The sequence below is a fragment of the Streptomyces sp. NPDC126510 genome, from assembly GCF_040302345.1.
Lineage (GTDB): Bacteria > Actinomycetota > Actinomycetes > Streptomycetales > Streptomycetaceae > Streptomyces.
Map to the genome: position 1 here is coordinate 191768 of NZ_JBEORR010000010.1, position 17717 is coordinate 209484.

The 17717-nt window shown below is 70.6% G+C and carries 14 protein-coding genes; 5 read left to right on the top strand and 9 right to left on the bottom strand.

All coding sequences use genetic code 11. The features are described 5' to 3' along the window. Positions 1–12: 12 nt before the first annotated feature. The 3 genes from ABTX60_RS16615 to ABTX60_RS16625 all read left to right on the top strand — a co-directional run bounded on the left by ABTX60_RS16615 (position 13) and on the right by ABTX60_RS16625 (position 5207). A complete protein-coding gene (locus ABTX60_RS16615; RefSeq protein ID WP_352097754.1) occupies positions 13–1113 on the top strand; it encodes a saccharopine dehydrogenase family protein in 1101 nt (366 codons plus the stop codon). A gap of 116 nt (positions 1114–1229) precedes the next feature. Beyond that, the gene (locus ABTX60_RS16620) at positions 1230–2318 is read left to right on the top strand and encodes an ABC transporter substrate-binding protein (RefSeq protein ID WP_352097755.1); all 1089 of its coding nucleotides are present in this window, start codon (positions 1230–1232) and stop codon (positions 2316–2318) included. Between the two features lie 54 nt (positions 2319–2372). Beyond that, complete coding sequence (locus ABTX60_RS16625) at positions 2373–5207, top strand: SpoIIE family protein phosphatase (protein ID WP_502992332.1); 2835 nt, start codon at positions 2373–2375, stop codon at positions 5205–5207. Positions 5208–5253: 46 nt separating this feature from the next. Here ABTX60_RS16625 and ABTX60_RS16630 read toward each other — a convergent pair whose 3' ends face one another. The 4 genes from ABTX60_RS16630 to ABTX60_RS16645 form a co-directional block, all read right to left on the bottom strand. Then, positions 5254–5685 carry a PIN domain-containing protein gene (locus tag ABTX60_RS16630; RefSeq protein ID WP_352097756.1) on the bottom strand — a complete coding sequence of 144 codons (432 nt, stop codon included), beginning with the start codon at positions 5683–5685 and terminating at the stop codon, positions 5254–5256. Between the two features lie 91 nt (positions 5686–5776). Continuing rightward, positions 5777–6484: a GNAT family N-acetyltransferase gene (locus ABTX60_RS16635; RefSeq protein ID WP_352097757.1), complete on the bottom strand. Its 708-nt coding sequence runs from the start codon at positions 6482–6484 to the stop codon at positions 5777–5779. 110 nt (positions 6485–6594) lie between these two features. Further along, positions 6595–7461: a GDSL-type esterase/lipase family protein gene (locus tag ABTX60_RS16640; RefSeq protein WP_352097758.1), complete on the bottom strand. Its 867-nt coding sequence runs from the start codon at positions 7459–7461 to the stop codon at positions 6595–6597. A 20-nt stretch (positions 7462–7481) separates the two neighbouring features. Further along, positions 7482–8609, bottom strand: coding sequence for a rhamnogalacturonan acetylesterase (locus ABTX60_RS16645; RefSeq protein ID WP_352097759.1), 1128 nt, complete (start codon positions 8607–8609; stop codon positions 7482–7484). 394 nt (positions 8610–9003) lie between these two features. On the opposite strand from ABTX60_RS16645, the gene ABTX60_RS16650 reads away from it, so the two are divergent. Next, complete coding sequence (locus tag ABTX60_RS16650; protein ID WP_502992333.1) at positions 9004–10905, top strand: rhamnogalacturonan lyase; 1902 nt, start codon at positions 9004–9006, stop codon at positions 10903–10905. Here ABTX60_RS16650 and ABTX60_RS16655 read toward each other — a convergent pair. Next, positions 10893–12008 (bottom strand): acyltransferase family protein, encoded by a 1116-nt coding sequence (locus ABTX60_RS16655; protein ID WP_502992338.1) that lies wholly within the window; start codon positions 12006–12008, stop codon positions 10893–10895. The two genes, ABTX60_RS16650 and ABTX60_RS16655, sit on opposite strands and share 13 nt — an antisense overlap. 144 nt (positions 12009–12152) lie before the next feature. After that, complete coding sequence (locus tag ABTX60_RS16660; RefSeq protein WP_352097761.1) at positions 12153–12635, bottom strand: MarR family winged helix-turn-helix transcriptional regulator; 483 nt, start codon at positions 12633–12635, stop codon at positions 12153–12155. 123 nt (positions 12636–12758) lie between these two features. Between ABTX60_RS16660 and ABTX60_RS16665 the strand changes: the two genes are divergently transcribed. Next, positions 12759–14120 carry a pyridoxal phosphate-dependent decarboxylase family protein gene (locus ABTX60_RS16665; protein ID WP_352097762.1) on the top strand — a complete coding sequence of 454 codons (1362 nt, stop codon included), beginning with the start codon at positions 12759–12761 and terminating at the stop codon, positions 14118–14120. Positions 14121–14136: 16 nt separating this feature from the next. Here the strand turns inward: ABTX60_RS16665 and ABTX60_RS16670 are convergent, their stop codons facing one another. Genes ABTX60_RS16670 through ABTX60_RS16680 form a run of 3 tightly spaced genes read right to left on the bottom strand, consistent with a single transcriptional unit; the run spans position 14137 to position 17711 of the window. Further along, positions 14137–15879: an amylo-alpha-1,6-glucosidase gene (locus tag ABTX60_RS16670; protein ID WP_352097763.1), complete on the bottom strand. Its 1743-nt coding sequence runs from the start codon at positions 15877–15879 to the stop codon at positions 14137–14139. 33 nt (positions 15880–15912) lie between these two features. Further along, the gene (locus ABTX60_RS16675) at positions 15913–16731 is read right to left on the bottom strand and encodes a carbohydrate ABC transporter permease (RefSeq protein ID WP_352097764.1); all 819 of its coding nucleotides are present in this window, start codon (positions 16729–16731) and stop codon (positions 15913–15915) included. Further along, entirely contained in the window at positions 16728–17711 is a 984-nt protein-coding gene (locus ABTX60_RS16680; protein WP_352097765.1) for a carbohydrate ABC transporter permease, read from the bottom strand. The genes ABTX60_RS16675 and ABTX60_RS16680 overlap by 4 nt, the downstream gene beginning before the upstream one ends. Between the last annotated feature and the right edge of the window lie 6 nt (positions 17712–17717).

Below are 17717 nucleotides of genomic sequence, written 5' to 3' on the forward strand. Positions count from 1 at the left end.
AGGGGAGAGCTCATGGGACCGGGTCAGACGGTGACGGTGTTCGGTGCGTACGGACACACCGGGCGGTTCGTGGTGGCGGAGCTGCACAGGCGCGGGTTCGTCCCGGTTCTCTCCGGCCGCGACGAGGTCAAGCTGAAGGCGCTGGCGGCGTCGCACCCCGGGCTGGAGGTGCGGCCGGCGTCGGTGGACGATCCGGACTCGCTCGACCGTGCGCTGGCCGGAGCCGCTGCGGTGGTCAACTCCGCCGGGCCGTTCGCCACGACCGCGGCCCCCGTGATCGAAGCGGCCCTGCGCGCCGGCATCCCGTATGTCGACGTGGCGGCCGAGATCGAGGCGAACGCGGACACGTTCACGCACTTCGCGGACCGCGCCCGCGCCGCGGGAGCCGTGGTCGTCCCGGCGATGGCCTTCTTCGGCGGCCTCGGTGACCTGCTGGCCACCGCGGCGATGGGCGACTGGACCGCGGCCGACGAGGCGCACGTCGCCTATGCACTGAGCGGTTGGCAGCCCACGGACGGGACGCGGACCGCGGGCGCGGTCTCCCGGCAGCGTCGGGGCGGTGCGCGGGTCGTGTACCGGAACGGGCGGCTGGACTACGTCGACGACGAGGCCACGACCTTCCAGTGGCCCTTCCCGGAGCCGCTGGGATCGCGGGCGGTCGTCGGGGAGTTCACGATGGCCGACGTCGTCACCATCCCCAGCCACCTGCGCATCCCCGACGTGCGGACCCATATGTCGGCCGAGGCCGCCAGGGACGTGGTGGCTCCGGACACGCCGACGCCGGCCGCGGTCGACGAGCACGGACGGTCCGCCCAGACCTTCCTCGTCGACGTCGTCGTACGTTCCGGCGGGACAGAGCGGCGCGCAGTGGCGAGAGGGCAGGACATCTACGCCGTCACGGCGCCGCTCGCGGTGGAGGCGGTGCACCGCATCCTCACCGGTCAGACCCGGACGGTCGGTGTCGTCTCCGCGGGCGAGATCTTCGACGCGGCCGATTTCCTGCACGCGCTGTCCTCGCACCTCTCCGTGGAACTGCCCGCCCCGGCACCGACCGCCGCAGCAAGGCCCACGACCTCACCCAGGACGCCGTCGATCGTGAAGCCGACGTCCTGACGGATGGGCCCCGGGCCCCTTCCCGGCCCTGACCCCGCCCCTCCGCATCTGTGAAAGCGGCACTTTTCCTGGTAAACACTCATCAAAGCTGCACGAGGACGTTGTGGAGGCAGCCGGTGGGAGACGTCGGAGTCGGCCGCAGAGCCTTCCTGGCCAGGGTCGGGGGGATCGCCGCCGGCGCGGCCGCCGCACCGCTCACGGCGTGCGAGACCCGCGCCGAGCGGAGCGCCACCGAGGGCAGCAGACCGCTCGTCGTCCGGAACTTCGGCGGCTCCTACGGCGAGGCGAACCGCAAGGCCGTGTACGACCCGTTCACCAGGGAGACCGGCATCCGGGTCCGGGCGGTGAACTTCGGGCACGACCAGATGCTCGCCCAGATCAGGGAAGGCCGTCCGCAGTTCGACGTCATGGACATCGACATGTCCAACCTGGTGCTGTTCGAGTCCGAGGACGCCTCCGAGCCCCTGGACTACGGCCGGTTGAAAAACACCAGGAACACGGGCATCGCCCAGTCCCTGCTCACCCCCAACGGCGTGGGCAAGAGCTACTGGGCCAGCGTCCTCGCCTACCACACCGACGCCTTCGGCGGAAGGAAGCCCGAGTCGTGGGCGGACTTCTGGAGCCTGGGAGCCTTCCCCGGCCGCCGCGCCCTGCAGGGCGCGGTCGACCGGCCCGAGCTCGAGTTCGCCCTGCTCGCCGACGGTGTACCGCTCGACGGGCTCTACCCCCTCGACGTGGACCGTGCCTTCAAGGTCCTCGACGAGATCAGGGGCTCGGTGCGGACGTTCTGGGAGTACGGTGCGGAGCCGGGCGAGCTGCTGTCCCGCGGCAGCGTCATGGCTTCCAGCACGTGGGCCGGCAGACTCCAGAACATGATCGCCGACGGGGTACCGCTCGCGTACGAGTGGAACGGCGCCCGCCGGCAGAGCAACGGCTACGGCATCCCCAAGGGCTCCGCGAACCAGGACGCCGCGTACCGGCTCATCGATTTCGCGCTGCGGCCCGAGGTGCAGGCCCACATGGCCCGGCTCTACCCCGACGGCCCGGTGGTGCCCGCCGCCTACGGCCATCTCACCGAGTCCACCGCCGTCCGTCTGGCGAGCACTCCCGGCCACCTGTTGACGGGCTTCGACCTGGACATCGAGTGGTGGCTGGAGAACGGGGACGCCGTGACCAGGCGCTGGCAGCGGTGGGCTCGCGGCTAACCGAGCGGATGCAGCCATATGGCTGAATATCAATGCGCATGGTAAAGAGTCGGTATGGTCCGGCACCCAGGCCGATTCTCGGCCTTTCGCTCCCCCGCGCGCAGAGGTGGGCGACTTCGGCGGGCCTCGCGCCGGGCCGGGGAGTTCGATGCGCGGCAGCAGCCGGGCGCCGGGCCCGGTGCGCGCTGGAAGACCCTGCCGAGGGTGCGCAGCGTCGCCGGCCAGGTGTTCCTGCTCCAGCTGATGATCATGGTGCTGTTCGCCGCCGCCGCGGGAGGAGCGCTCGTGGTGCAGGCCAGGGACTCGAGTACGGAGGAGGCCCGGCAGCTTTCGAAGGGTGTCGCCCAGTCCTTCGCCCGGGCCCCGGGAACGCTGGCCGCCATGAAGTCCGGCGAGCCCACCGAGCTGCTGCAGCCGCGCGCGGAGGACACCCGCAAGAACAGCGGGGTCGACTACGTGGTGACCTTCGATCCCCAGGGCTTCCGCTGGACCCACCCCGACCCGACGCTGATCGGCAAGCACATCTACGCCCGGCGTGAGGGCGCCGCCGCCGACCGGCCGTTCACCAAGACGTTCGAGGGCAGTCTCGGTCTTGCCGTGGACACGACGGTTCCGGTCTACGACACCAACGGGATCACCATCGCCGGCTTCGTGTCGGTCGGGGTCACCGTGGCCAGCGTGGACGACGTCGTCCAGGATCAGTTGCCGCAGCTGCTTGGGTTCGCCGGCGGCGCGCTCGCCGTCGCCGCGGGCGGTACGGCACTGGTCTCCTGGCGGCTGCGGCGGCAGACCCGCGGCCTGGATCCCTCCGAGATGACCCGGATGTACGAGCACCACGACGCGGTGCTGCACGCGGTGCGGGAAGGCGTACTGATCATCGGGGGCGACAGGCGGCTGCTGCTGGCGAACGACGAGGCGCGACGGCTGCTGGACCTGCCCGCGGACGCCGAGGACCGCCGGGTCGCCGAGCTCGGCCTGGAGGCGGGTACCGCGGCGCTGCTGGGCACGGACCGGGAGGTCACGGACGTGGTGCACCGGGCAGGCGACCGGCTGCTGGCGGTCAGCGTACGGCCGGTCGACCCCGACGATCCCCCCGCGGGGAGCGTGGCCACCTTGCGTGACACGACGGAGCTGCGTGCGCTGGCGGGCCGGGCGGAGGGGGCGCGGGAGCGGCTGGGACTGCTGTACGAGGCGGGTGTACGGATCGGGACCACGCTGGATGTGGTGCGTACCGCGGAGGAACTGGCCGAGGTGGCGGTCCCCCGGTTCGCCGACGCCGCGACGGTCGATCTGCTGGATCCGCTCCTGCGAGGTGCGGTGTCGGCCGGCCCCGGTCCGGAGATGCGCCGGGTGGCGGTGCACGGCGTCGACGGGGCCCGGTCCCTTTATCCGGTGGGTGAGCTGATCCGTTTTGAACCCACGTCGCCCGTGGCGGTCGGCGTCGAGCGCGGCCGTGCGGTCCTGGATGCCGATCTGACCGGTTCCGACGGCTGGATGAACGCCCAGGATCCCGATCGCGCCCGGCGGCTGCTGGCCCTCGGCTTCCACTCCGTGATCACCGTGCCGCTCCAGGCCCGGGGCGTGGTGCTGGGCATGGCGAGCTTCTGGCGCTCGGACGGTGTTCCCTTCGACGGGGAGGATCTCGCCACCGCCGAGGAACTGGCCGCCCGGGCCGCCGTCGCCGTCGACAACGCCCGGCGGTACACCCGCGAGCACACCATGGCCGAGACGCTGCAGCGCAGCCTGCTGCCGGGCTCCCTGCCCGACCACTCGGCCGTGGAGGTCGCCCACCGCTATCTGCCCGCCCTGGACGGCGTGGGCGGCGACTGGTTCGACGTGATTCCCCTGCCCGGTGCGCGGGTCGCCCTGGTGGTCGGCGACGTCGTGGGGCACGGCCTGCACGCCGCGGCCACGATGGGCCGGCTGCGCACCGCCGTGCACAACTTCTCCGCCCTGGACCTGCCCCCGGACGAGTTGCTCGGGCACCTGGACGAACTGGTCGCGCGGATCGACGGCGACGAGAACGTGGAACGGGACAGCGAGAGCGTCTCGGGCGCCACGTGTCTCTACGCCATCTACGACCCCGCCTCCGGGGTGTGCCTCCTGTCCCGCTCCGGGCACGTGGAGCCGGCCCTGGTGCGTCCCGACGGCACCGTGGAGTTCCTGCGGGTGCCCGGTTCGCCTCCGCTCGGTCTGGGCGGCGGTGAGCCTTTCGAGACCACGGAAGTCACCCTGCCCGAGGATTCCCGGCTGGTCTTCTTCACGGACGGCCTGGTCGAGGACAGGGAGCAGGGCATCGACACCGGCCTCGAGGCGCTCGGCCAGGCTCTGGCCCGTCCGGGCCGGACCTCCGAGGAGACCTGCCGGGACGTCCTCGACGCGCTGCTTCCCGCCCGGTCGAGCGACGACATCGCCCTGCTCGTCGCCCGCACCCGGCTGCTGGACCGTTCCCAGGTGGCCGAGTGGGACGTGCCGTTTGATCCCTCGGCCGTCGCGGCCCTCCGGGCGGAGGTCACCGGGAGGCTGCGGACCTGGGGGCTGGAGGAGATGGCGTTCACGACCGAGCTGATCGTCAGCGAGCTGGTCACCAACGCCATCCGCTACGGCATCGAACCGATCGGGCTCCGGGTGCTGCACGACCGCGACAGTCTGATCTGCGAGGTCGCCGACGGCAGCAGCACCTCACCCCACCTGCGACGGGCCGCGACCACCGACGAGGGCGGGCGGGGACTGTTCCTCGTCGCCCGGTTCGCCCAGCGGTGGGGCACCCGCTACCTGGCCCGCGGCAAGGTGATCTGGACCGAGCAGTCCACCCGTGACCCTGCGGGCGAACCCGAGGAGATGTCGGCCGAGGCCCTGCTGGACCAGTGGGAGGACGCGGCCTGGTGAGTCACCGGGAGAACCTGTCGCCCAGAACGCGCTGAAGCCGGCCTTCTCAACGTTCGAAGTCTCTCGCGGCGTCGTCCCAGCAGAGGCTGCGGAGACCGTGATCGGCGTTCTCGCCCGACGGGACGTCGGGAGCCGCCTGGAACCACACGACGGTCAGTGCGGAGTGGTGCAGCACCGAATCCCGTTCCGGATCGATCGGCTGAGAGGTGAACGACCCCACACACGTCACCGCGGGCAGCAGTTCGACCGGGCCGAAGGCACCGGCAGGCAGGTCCGGCAGCTCCCGGTCCGGCGCGACCAGGTGCACCGGAATCGCGGGCCGATCCTTCTCGACACTGCTGAGCAGGCGCTCCAGCGTGAGGTCGTTCCAGCGCCGGAACGGGTACCCCTCCAGCATCCCGCCGTACGTCGAGGACAGTCGCACGTCCGAGAGTTCGATCGAACGGCCGGAAGTGAGAACTATCTGCGACAGTGCCATGGTCCCCAACATACTGGCGCGACAGGACCCGACGGCCGGCCTCCCGGCGCCGCATTCCCGACACCTCGTCCACGGCATGCACCGGGCTCCTTCACGGGGTCCGGAACCCTCGGAACGTCACGTGCCTGCGGGTATCGAAGCCGAGTCGTTCGTAGAGCGCGAGAGCGCCGCTGTTCGCTTCGGCCACGTGCAGGAATGGGCGGTCGCCGCGGGCCGTGATGCGTGCGATGTGAGCGCGCAGCAGGCGGACCGCGTGGCCTCGTCCACGGGCCTTGGGGGCGGTGCAGACGGCGCTGATCTCGGTCCACCCGGGAGGCCTCAGCCGCTCCCCCACCATGGCCACCAGCGTGTCGCCGTCGCGGATGCCGAGATAGGTGCCGAGCTCGTGCGTGCGGGGCCGGAACGGGCCCGGCCGGGTCCGCTCGACGAGGTCGAGCATCTCGGAGACGTCCTCCGCGCCGAGTTCGACCACGTCGGAGTAGGACTCGGCGGCGGAGCGGTCCGGCCCGCCGTGGCCGGTCCAGATCATCTGGCGGCCTTCCAGGACGAAGACCGGCTCCCAGTCCGGCGGCGGCATCGCCGGGCAGCTGAACATGTCGGCGAACTCGCCCGGGCCCAGCAGCTTGGCCAGGTCGGCCCATGCCGCCGCGTCCGGCTCGGCCGGCACCGCGGAGAAGGTCGCGACCTCGGGTACGAAGGTGAGGGCACCGCCGAGCCGCCGGGCGAGATGCGCGTGGTGCTCGCGGAGCGACTCGCCCACCGGGTCGTCGAGTGCGACGGCGTCGCGGAGCCCTGTCATCGTGCTGCGCCTTCCTGTGCTCTGCCGGAGCCGGTCGGCCGGCAGGCCCACACGGCGTCGTCGGATGCCGGCAGCCATGCTAGTCAGCGACTTGCGACCACATCCCGGCGCTACTTGAGATATGCGGCCAGCGGCACGTTCTGCCTGCGCACGTCACCGGCGACCAGTCCGGCTATCCGCTGTGCGCCGTACGTTTCGAAGTGGGTGCGGTCGTCGCAGAAGAAGGCGCCCACGGGCCCCGATCCGAAGTCGCCGTTGTGCGGGCAGAACCGCAGGCCGTTGTAGAGCGAGACGCTCAGCGCCTGAAGGTCGACGACGGGTGCCCCGGTGGCGGAGCCGACGGCGAAGGTCTCGTTCACGAAGCCGCGGTTCTTGGTCGCCGTGCTCCCGGAACAGGTGAGGGCGGCCACCGGGGTGAGCAGCACCGGGTGTGCTCCCCGGGCCAGGGCGGCCTGCGCCATGGTGGTCATCAACTGCCGGTAGCGGGCGGGGCCCACGTGCCGGGGACAGGTCGAGGAGGAGTCGTTGATGCCGAACTGGATGAACAGGTAGTCACCCGCCTTCATCCCGGTGCTCGCGTTCAGCATCGACTGCCAGCGTGCGGAGTACGTGCCGGAGGTGAGCCGGCACTCGCCGTCCGGGCCCTTGGTGCCGCTGACGTTCCCCTCGTACATCCAGGTCTGGATACTGCGTCCTCCCACGGCCTGGTTCTTGACGGTCACGTCGGCGGTGAACAGGGCGTCGAACTGGCTGCCCCAGCCGGCCGGGCAGCGGGCGGAGCCCGGGTTGGCCATGGTGGAGTCACCGGCCAGCCATACCGTGACCGGTGCGGCCGCCGTCCGTGGGGCCGCGGCCTTGGTTCCGGAGGCGCCGGCACATGTCGCCGCGGTGCCGTCAGCCGCTGAGGCCGTGCCGACGCCGAGGCTCGACAGGGCGATCACCAGCGCCGTCGTGACGAACGCACGAAGTTTCCTCATCATCGGTCCTCTCGGGTCGGTCAGCGCAGGTACGCGGCCAGGGGCAGGTTCTGCTCCCGGATGCTCTGGAGCACCAGCCCGGCCATCCGGGTCGCGCCGTACTGCGAGAAGTGGGTGTTGTCCGTGACGCCGTCGGTGGAGGAGCGGAGGAAGAGCTGCGCGGAAGCGGACGGTCCGAGGGACTCGACCAGCGCCTTGCTCCGGGCGGTCAGGTCGACCACCGGGACCCGCTGAGCGGCACCGACCGCGCGCATCTCGGAGGGCAGGTCCGCGCCCGCGCCGTTGACGTGCAGTGCCGTCGGCGTGAGCCGGTTCCCGTCGAAGAGCCTGCGGACCGGTGGCGTCACCAGGACCGGGACGCCGCCCTCGGCGCGGACCCGCGAGATCATGGTGGTGAGGTTGTTCCGGTAGACGGACGCGCTGGTCTGCTTGTCGTTGTGGCCGAACTGGATGAAGACCGGGTCGTTCGCACCGACCTTCGACAGCAACGCGGCCAGGAGCGCCGAGTTGCTCAGGAAGCTTCCCGAACTCTCCCCCGAGTCACCGTAGTTGGCGATGGCAGCGCCGGGACGCACCGCTGTGGTGATCATCTGGCCCCAGCCGGTGTACGGAGCGGCCGGCTGGTCGCACACCGTCGAGTCACCGGCCAGGTACGCGACCAGCGGCTGCGCCGCGGGCCTCACCGAGACGGCCGAGACCTGTGGGGCGGCACCCGTGAAGCGGAGGTCCAGGCCGGGGTTGCCGGTACCGCCCTGGCCGGTCGGCTGCCCCTCCGGCTGGCGCACGTTGACGGTGAACGAGTACGTGGCGACGGCTCCGGCCGCCGTCCTCGTCACCGGAAGCATCAGACGCCGGGCCTCCGCCCACATCTCGGTCTGACCGGCGGTGACGCCACCGACGGAGACCGTCACGTCGTAGTTGCCCGGTGCGACACCGTAGTGACAGGTGATCGGGGAGGTTCCGGAGCAGCCGGCCGGCAGGGCCCGCGGCACGGCTGACGCGGTTTGCGCCACCGCACCGGTACCGGCCAGCGTGGCAAGGGTCAGAAGACCCGCTGTTCCCAGCAGCCCCACCCGGCTCGGGGCGGCCTGGAGCGGTGTCCGGGGGCGGGTGATCCGAGAGGAAGTGGGAGCAGGGGTGGGGGACATGGTCGCTCCTCCCTGTCCGCCGACCGCGCGTGAGGTGCCGCGGCCGGCGGGCAGCGGGTTGTGGGGGTGGAGTTTCCGGGACCGCGTGATCCGTGCTCTGGGAGCGTTCACACCATGGGCAGGTGGGGAGATCCAAGAACAATCGGTGCCCTGGACCCGATTGCCTGCCGAGGTCAGCCAATTCGACTGTCTTGGATCGCAGTTGCCCGCGAGGCGTCATCACGCAGTGTTCAAGGCTCCACACCCGACTGTCAATGCGCGGGCGCAGACAACTCACTCATTCCAACAGGGCCGCACAGTGGCCCGGACAGAATCCTTGACGAGCCATCAGGCCGTTCTTAGTCTCCCTCCTTATGGGAGCGTTCCCATACCCCCACGCCCCCCGGAGGCCACCGTGACCGACCCGCACCGGCGTCCCCTCACCGTGTTACGACCCCGGCGATCGCCCCACCGGCCGGGCGGCCGGCTCGTCGGCTGCTTGTCCGCTGCCGCACTGGCCGTCTCCGCGCTCGTCGCACTGCCGCAGTCCGCCCAAGCGGCGACCGCCCGCCAGGTCGAGAAGCTCGACCGCGGACTGAGCAGCGTGCACACCGGCAGTGGAAACCTGGTGTCGTGGCGGTGGCTGGCGACCGACCCGAACGACGTGTCGTTCCACGTCTACCGCGGCACCACCAGACTCACCTCCTCGCCCGTCACCGCCTCGACGAACTACTTCGACGCGGGCGGCGCGGCCTCGGCCGACTACACGGTGCGCGCGGTGGTCGGCGGCACCGAGCAGGCCGCGTCCGCGCCCGCGGTCCAGTTCCGCACGGGCTACAAGGACGTGCCGATCTCCCCGCCCGCGGGCGGCACCGCCCCGGGCAACTCCGCCTACACCTACGACGCCAACGACGCCTCGGTCGGCGACCTCGACGGCGACGGCGTCCTGGACCTCGTCCTCAAGTGGCAGCCCACGAACGCCAAGGACAACTCCCAGTCCGGGTACACCGGCAACACGATCGTCGACGGCATCAAGCTCGACGGCACCCGGCTGTGGCGCATCGACCTGGGCCGCAACATCCGCTCCGGCGCCCACTACACGCAGTTCCAGGTCTACGACTACGACGGTGACGGCCGGGCGGAGGTCGCCATGAAGACCGCGGACGGCACCCGCGACGGCACGGGCGCGGTGATCGGCAACTCCTCCGCCGACCACCGCAATTCCAGCGGCTACGTCCTGTCCGGGCCCGAGTACCTGACGATGTTCGACGGCCGGACGGGCAAGGCGATGCAGAGCGTCGACTACGTCCCCGGCCGCGGCACCGTCTCCTCCTGGGGCGACAACTACGGCAACCGCGTGGACCGTTTCCTCGCCGGCACCGCCTATCTCGACGGCGCCCGCCCCTCCCTGATCATGGCGCGCGGCTACTACACCCGCACGGTGATAGCCGCCTGGGACTGGCGGGGCGGCGCCTTCACCCGCCGCTGGACCTTCGACACGGCGTCGTCGTCCAACAGCGGCAAGGGCTACGACGGTCAGGGCAACCACAGCCTGTCCGTCGCCGACGTCGACGCCGACGGCAAGGACGAGATCGTCTACGGCGCGATGACCGTCGACGACAACGGCAACGGCCTGTGGACCACCAGGCTGGGCCACGGCGACGCCGGTCACGTCGGCGACCTCGATCCCTCCCGTGCGGGTCTGGAGTACTTCAAGGTCTCGGAGGACTCGAGCAAGCCGGGTTCCTGGATGGCCGACGCCCGCACGGGGGCGAGGCTGTGGCAGACGGCGTCGGGCTCCGACAACGGCCGCGGTGTCGCCGCCGACATCTACGCCGGCAGCCCGGGCGCCGAAGCCTGGTCCGCCTCCGACACCACCCTGCGCTCCGCCTCCGGCGCCTCCCTGGGCCGGGAACCCTCCAGCATCAACTTCCTGTCCTGGTGGGACGGCGACCCCGTACGCGAACTCCTCGACGGCACCCGCGTCGACAAGTACGGCACCTCCGGCGACACCCGGCTGCTCACCGGCTCCGGCGTCGCCTCCAACAACGGCACCAAGTCCACCCCGGTCCTGTCCGGTGACCTGCTCGGCGACTGGCGCGAGGAGGTCGTCTGGCGTACCGGCGACAACAGGGCGCTGAGGATCTACTCGACGCCGCACCAGACCAGCACCAAGATCACCACCCTGCTCCACGACACCCAGTACCGCACGGCCCTGGCCTGGCAGAACACCGCCTACAACCAGCCCCCGCACCCGAGCTTCTTCATCGGCAACGGCATGCCGCCGGCGCCCCGGCCGACGGTCTACACGCCCTGACCGGCGCGGTCCCGCCGGAACGCCCACCCCAGCCAGGGCTCCAGGGCGAAGCGGAACAGCCGCCGCACAGGCGGTGTGCACAGGGCGGTCATGACGGCCGCCGCGACGAGGGTGACCGTGATCTCGCCCACGGGTTCGTGGATCCAGTCGGGACCGAACCAGCCGAAGTGTTTGGCTCCCTGGACGACGAAGCCGTGCAGCAGGTAGCCGTACAGCGTGCCCGCGCCGAGGGCGGTGAACCACGTGCGCCGTCCCGGGACCCAGGCGAAGAAGCAGGCGACGAGGAGCAGCGAGCAGCCGAAGAGGGCCAGGGTCATCATGGGCCCGTACCAGCCGGGGACGCCCAGTTCCTGGGCGCTTGAGCGGTGGAAGAGCCAGGCGTAGTCCCACCGGGGCGTGATCCAGTACGCCCCGGTGAGGGCCACGGCGAAGACGGGCAGGGACAGCAGGCGCGTCTGCCGTCGGCGCACCAGCCGGAAGTGTTCCGGCTTCAGCAGCAGCCCGAGCACGAAGTAGGGCAGGAACTGCAGGACGCGCTGGAGATCGAGGTCGTCGCCGATGGACGGCGAGAGGGTCGCCGACGCCGCGACGACGAGGGCGACCGGCAGCGGCCACCGCAGGAGCCTCCAGACCGGGGTGGTCAGCCGCCAGATGAACAGGGCCGCCAGGAACCACGTCAGATAGAGCGGACTCAGCAGACTGATGGCACGGTCGGGGTCGCCGCTCGTCCAGCGGGTGTAGTAGGTGTACGCCACCTCGAAGACGACGTACGGCACGACCACGGTGGTGACCAGGCGTTTGATCCGCTCCGGACCGGCGTCGAAACTGCGGGAGAAGTAGCCGGAGATGACGATGAACGCCGGCATGTGGAAGGCGTAGACGAGGGTGTAGAGAGCGGTGACGGCCCGGCTGCCGTCGCGCAGCGGCTCCCAGGCGTGTCCGATGGCCACCAGAACGATGGCCAGGTACTTGGCGTTGTCGAAGAACGCGTCTCTGGGCTTGGCCGCGGGGGCCGCCGGCCGGTCGCCGGTCGTCCGGCCGCTCGCTTCACGGGTGACTTCGGGTGGGGAGTGCCGTGTCTCCCGGTCGTCGCGCGGGGGCAGCGTGCGCGGGCCGGCGTTTCCTTGCGGTTGAAGCCCGGACAGACCAGAACACCTCTTTCGTCGCGTGTCGGTGGATCCTGCCTCCGATCACATCACGAAAGTTCATTGATTGCGTAATCGTGCAACCGTCACAGGCCTGAACGGTCAGTTGTCGCGCAGCGCCTTCTCGATCTCACCCAGCGAGCGGGTCAGCCGCCCGTAGTCGGCGGGGGTCACCGGCGACACGAAGTACCGTTCGACGACCTGCGCGTGGACCGCGGCCGCCCGGAGGAACACCGTACGACCTTGCCCGGTCGGCTCGACCAGGACACTCCTGCGGTCCCCGGGGGCCGGTACGCGCCGCACCAGGCCGGTTCCCTCCATGCGGTCGATCAGGCGCGTGATGCCGCTGCTGGTGAGCGTGAGGTCATCGGCGAGCCGGCGCTGCGAGATCTCCTCGTCCGGATGCCGGCAGAGCCGGATGAGGACCTCGAACATCGTGTGGCTGATCTCGCACTCCGTGCGCAGAGCCATGTCGATCCGCCGCTCCAGGCGGGTGGCGGTCTTGATCAGCAGGCCGAAGTCGTGCACCAGCCGGCTGTCGGCGGCGTGGGCCGCCTCGTCGTTCTCTCGCTTCGCGGGATTCACCCGGCCGACTTTACTGCTCCTTCACCTACTGTCGTCTCAATTACTGAGCAATCAATTGCTGAGCAGTCAACAAAGTCCTACTGTGAACGCCACCCGCAGACGTCGACAGAGAAAGGGAGAGCAGTGGACCTTCAGCACTGGCTCGGCCGGGCCAACGACGCGATACAGCAGTGGGCCGACACCTTCGGCCCCTACGAGCAGCACCCGTCCCTCCTCGTCGACGACGACCGTTTCGCCGCCGCCTTCGAGGAGCTGACCGGGAGACTGAAGGAGAACTATCCCTTCTTCCACCCGCGCTACGCGGGGCAGATGCTCAAGCCCCCGCACCCGGCCGCGATCGTCGGGCACCTCACCACCATGCTGATCAACCCCAACAACCACGCCCTGGACGGCGGCCCCGCCACCGCCCGCATGGAACGCGAGGCCGTCGCGCAACTGGCCTCGATGTTCGGCTACGACACCCACCTCGGCCACCTCACCACCAGCGGCACGATCGCCAACCTCGAGGCCCTCTTCGTCGCCCGCGAGCTCCACCCCGGCCGCGGCATCGCCTACAGCGCCGACGCCCACTACACCCACGGCCGCATGTGCCACGTCCTGGGCATGAAGGGGTACCCCGTCCCGACCGACGACCGCGGCCGCATCAGCCTCGACGCGCTCGAGGACCTCGTGCGCACGGGAGAGGTCGGCACGGTCGTGCTCACCGCCGGCACCACCGGGCTCGGAGCGGTCGACCCGGTCCACGACGCCCTCGCCCTCAAGGAGCGCTACGGCGTACGGCTCCATGTCGACGCCGCGTACGGCGGCTTCTTCACCCTGCTCGCCGGTGCCGAAGGCCCGGAGGGACTCCCCCCGCAGCCCTGGCGGGCGATCGCCCGCTGCGACTCGGTCGTCGTCGATCCGCACAAGCACGGACTCCAGCCCTACGGCTGCGGTGCCGTCCTCTTCCGCGACCCCGAGGTGGGCCGCTTCTACCTGCACGACTCGCCCTACACCTACTTCACCTCCAGCGAGTTGCACCTCGGCGAGATCAGCCTGGAGTGCTCCCGCGCCGGTGCCTCGGCCGCCGCCCTGTGGCTCACCTTCCAGGTGCTCCCGCCCACGCCCGAGGGACTGGGCCGCGTCCTCGGGGCCGGCCGACGGGCCGCGCTGCGCTGGGCCGACCTGATCACCGCCTCGGACGAGCTGGAGCTCTACCAGCGGCCCGAGTTGGACATCGTCGCCTACTTCCCCGCGGTGGAGCCCGCCACCCTCAGCGCTGTCGACGCGGCATCGGCACGCACCCTGGCCGACGGTATGACGGGCCCCGATCCCGTTTTCCTGAGCACCCTCAAGGCCGACCGGGGCGCCTTCACCGCACGCCACCCGCAGGTCACCGCCGATGCCGACGGCGCCCGCATCCTGCGCAGCGTCCTGATGAAGCCGGAGTCCGAGGACCACGTGCGGCGCCTCCACGACCGGGTCGCGCGTCTCGCCCGGTCATGAGCGCCGCCCACGGGGTTCACGTCAGGTCATGGTCGCCGCGGAGTGCGTACGCCTCGGCGAGGAGGAGGTAGCTGCTGGCGGTCCAGGTGTAGGCACGGTCGCGCAGGCCCGTTCCGGCGAGGGCGTCGAAGTTCTCGGCGAAGCCGTGGGCCTCGCACAGGGCGCGGAAGCGGCTGCTGACGTCGTCCGCCAGCCGGTGGTGACCGGCGCGGCGCAGGCCGTCCTCGACGAGGACGGTGGCGGGAGCCCAGATGGGGCCGCGCCAGTAGCCGTCGTCGAGGTAGTGGGGGGAGGTGGGCAGTTCGGTGGCGAGACCGTACGGCGTCAGATGGGCCTTGATGTGGTCGGCCAGGGCGCCGCTGACGTGACCGGGCAGGTGCTCGCCGAGCACGATGGGCATGAGGTCCAGGAGGCTGGCGCTGCTCCAGGTGTCCCCCGTACCGACGCCCCGGGCGAGGAAACGGTCGTCCCTCCAGAGCTGGTCCAGCAGTGCCGCCTGGGTCTCCTCGGCGGCTCGCGCCCAGCTGCGGGCCTCGTCACCTCGACCCAACTCCTCAGCAAGGTAGGCGAGTTCGTGGAGTTGCAGGATGAGGAAGGCGGACAGGTCGGCGGTCTCGATCGCCCGCTCGGGGTCGAAGGTGGTGGCGTTGTCCCAGCCGCTGTCGTTGCCGTGCTGGTAGTGAGGGAAGGCGGCGCCGGGGGCGCGCCGGGCGGTGAGCCAGAAGTTCGTCCAGCGTTCCAGCCGCTGGTAGGTCTCGTCCAGTTCGGCCGGGCCGGGAGGCGTCGGCAGGCGTCGGCGCAGGTGGCCGAAGGCCCAGCCGTGGATGGGCGGTTTGACGAAGTTGTAGAGGACCTCGGAGTGGGTCACCGAGTCGGGCAGGGCGCCGCTGCCGTCCTGGTGGTCGAAGGGCAGGGCGAACTGGTCCCGGGCCAGTTCCGGGCAACCGGGTGCCAGGGCGAGGGCGTTGAAGCAGTGGTCCCAGCTCCACACCTTGTCCATCCAGTGCTTGGACATCAGCACCGCGGGCCGGGTGACCAGACCGGTCGGGTTCACGGTGGCCGACCAGACGACGTAGGCGGCCAGTTCGGCGGCCGGGGTGGCGGAGGAGCGCCAGGGAGCCACCACGTCCACGAACCGGGCGAACGAGGCCTGCGCGGATGCCGCGATGTCGTCGAAGGCCACCGCGGACGTGTACGGCGGGCGGGCGGCTTCGAGTTCCTCGATCGCGATCTCCCAGGTTCCGTCCGCCGCCGCGGCCGTGACGAGACCGCGCTCGGCGCTGCCCAGCGTCTGGGCGCCGGTCGCGTCGAGGCTGTCGGCCAGCGTGGTGACGCGGTACCGGCGTCCCGTCTCGTAGGACGTGAACACGTGGGCACCGGCGGCGGCGTCGTGAAAGAAGTAGGTTCCGCTGAACGGCGTCAGGGTCGGGGCGGCCGCCCGTACGGCCATGCCCAGGCCGCTCCCCCGCAGTCGCACGGTGTCCGGCGACTCGTAGGCGAGGTCGACACGTCCGTCCGCGCCGGCCCAGCTGAGCAGGCCCGGTCTGGCCTGCACATGGGTCTCGGCGCGTTCGCCCGTGACCGGGTCCAGGGGGGTCAGGCTCAGGACGGCGTGCATGCCGTTCTGGTGGGAGACGAGGTGGAGATCCTCGGCGTACGTCTTCTCGGCCACCACGGGCGAGATACCGAACCAGGATCCGTACGTGCTGAACGGGATGTCCTGGACGGAGAAGGCCGGGCCGGAGCGGTCGGCGGTCATGAGGTGTCACTCGTTTCTCGAGCAGGGGGAAGGTCAGTCCTTGACCGCGCCGGCCGTCACGCCGGCGGCGACGTAGCGCTGGGCCAGGACGAGGATGACCGCGGCGGGCAGCGAGGCCACGACGGCGGTGGCCATGATGGCGTTCCACTCCTGGTTGTTGTTGCCGATGTAGTGGTAGATGCCCAGGGTGATCGGCTCGTGCGCCCCGCCGTTGACGAGGGTGCCGGCGAAGACGAAGTCGGACCAGGACCACAGGAACGCGAAGAGCGAGACCGTGACCACTGCGTTGCGGCTCATCGGCAGGACGATCGACCAGAAGGTGCGCACGGGCCCGGCGCCGTCCGTCCGGGCCGCCTGGAGCATCTCGCCCGGGATGCCGGACATGAACGCGGTGAAGATGAGCACCGCGAAGGGGACGGCCAGCGTGGAGTCGGCGACGATCAGCCCGGGGACGGACTGGAGCAGGCCCAGTTGCAGGTAGATGGCGTAGAAGCCCATCGCCATGATGATGCCGGGGATCATCTGCGCGGCGAGGAGGAAGAAGCTCAGCGCGCCTGCGCCGCGCGGGCGCAGTTTGGCCAGGGCGTAGCCGGCGGGGGCGGACAGGGCCACGGTGAGGGCGACGGTGCCCAGGCCGATGACCAGGCTGGTGCCGAGGTAGGGCAACTGCTCGTGGAGGACGGTGCGGTAGCCGGCCAGGGTGCCGTGGACGGGGAACAGGTCGGGAGGGGACTTGCGCATGTCCTGGTCGCGGGTGAGGGACACGTTCAGCATCCAGTAGACCGGGAAGAGCATGATCGCGGTCAGCAGGACGCCGACGGTCGTCTTTCCCCAGGTGCGTCGGCTTCTCATGAGTACGCCTGCTTTCGCTGGACCCTCATGTACAGGAGGCCGAACGCCAGGGCGGCCACCACCAGCAGGTTGCCGACGGCCGCGCCCGGACCGAAGGCGGGCAGCAGGTTGCCGAAGCCGAGCCGGTAGGACCAGGTGGCGAAGGTCGTGGAGGCGTCGGCCGGGCCTCCCTTGGTCATGATCCAGATGATGTCGAAGACCTTGAGGGTGTAGACCAGCCCGAGGAGCAGGGTGATCGCGGACACGGGGCGCAGCAGCGGGAAGGTGATGCTCCAGAAGCGGCGCCAGGCTCCCGCCCCGTCGAGGGCGGCCGCCTCGTACAGTCCGGAGGGGATGGACTGCAGGCCGCTGTAGAGCACGACCAGGTTGAACGGCACGCCGATCCAGATGTTCGCGATGATCACCGAGGTGAGTGACCAGGACGGTGAGGTCAGCCAGTTGACGGGGTCGAGGCCGAGGGCGTGCAGGGCCGCGTTGACGATGCCGGAGTCGCTGTTGAGCATCCACGACCAGGTCGAGGCCGACACGATCAGCGGCAGCAGCCAGGGCACGAGGAACAGGGCCCGCAGGGTCGCCGAGAGCCGGAAGTGCTGGTTGAAGAAGACCGCGAGGGCCAGACCGATGGCGTACTGGAAGGCCAGGCACACACCGGTGAAGACCACGGTGTGGAGCAGGGCCGGGGCGAAGGTCGGGTCGTCGAAGACCTTCCGGTAGTTCTCCAGGCCGGTGAACGGCGCGTCGCCCTGGACGAAGGAGCGGACGGTGTAGTTGCGCAGGCTCAGGTCGAGGTTGCGGTAGAGCGGATAGGCGTAGAAGAGGGCGAGATAGAGGGTCACCGGGGTGAGGAAGGCCCAGGCGGCCCACTGCGGGGAGACGGGCCGGCGGCGTTCCGTGGTGCGGGCCGGGGGTGGGGCGGCGTGGGCCGCCCCGTTCCGCGGCCGCACGGACTGCTGGTCCGGCGGACGGACGGTCTGCTTCATCGGACC

Coding starts and splice junctions, on each gene's coding strand:
- ABTX60_RS16615 (WP_352097754.1), top strand. CDS start 13: ATGGGACCGGGTCAGACGGTGACGGTGTTCGGTGCGTACGGACACACC.
- ABTX60_RS16625 (WP_502992332.1), top strand. CDS start 2,373: ATGGTCCGGCACCCAGGCCGATTCTCGGCCTTTCGCTCCCCCGCGCGC.
- ABTX60_RS16630 (WP_352097756.1), bottom strand. CDS start 5,685: ATGGCACTGTCGCAGATAGTTCTCACTTCCGGCCGTTCGATCGAACTC.
- ABTX60_RS16635 (WP_352097757.1), bottom strand. CDS start 6,484: ATGACAGGGCTCCGCGACGCCGTCGCACTCGACGACCCGGTGGGCGAG.
- ABTX60_RS16640 (WP_352097758.1), bottom strand. CDS start 7,461: ATGAGGAAACTTCGTGCGTTCGTCACGACGGCGCTGGTGATCGCCCTG.
- ABTX60_RS16645 (WP_352097759.1), bottom strand. CDS start 8,609: ATGTCCCCCACCCCTGCTCCCACTTCCTCTCGGATCACCCGCCCCCGG.
- ABTX60_RS16670 (WP_352097763.1), bottom strand. CDS start 15,879: ATGACCGCCGACCGCTCCGGCCCGGCCTTCTCCGTCCAGGACATCCCG.
- ABTX60_RS16675 (WP_352097764.1), bottom strand. CDS start 16,731: ATGAGAAGCCGACGCACCTGGGGAAAGACGACCGTCGGCGTCCTGCTG.
- ABTX60_RS16680 (WP_352097765.1), bottom strand. CDS start 17,711: ATGAAGCAGACCGTCCGTCCGCCGGACCAGCAGTCCGTGCGGCCGCGG.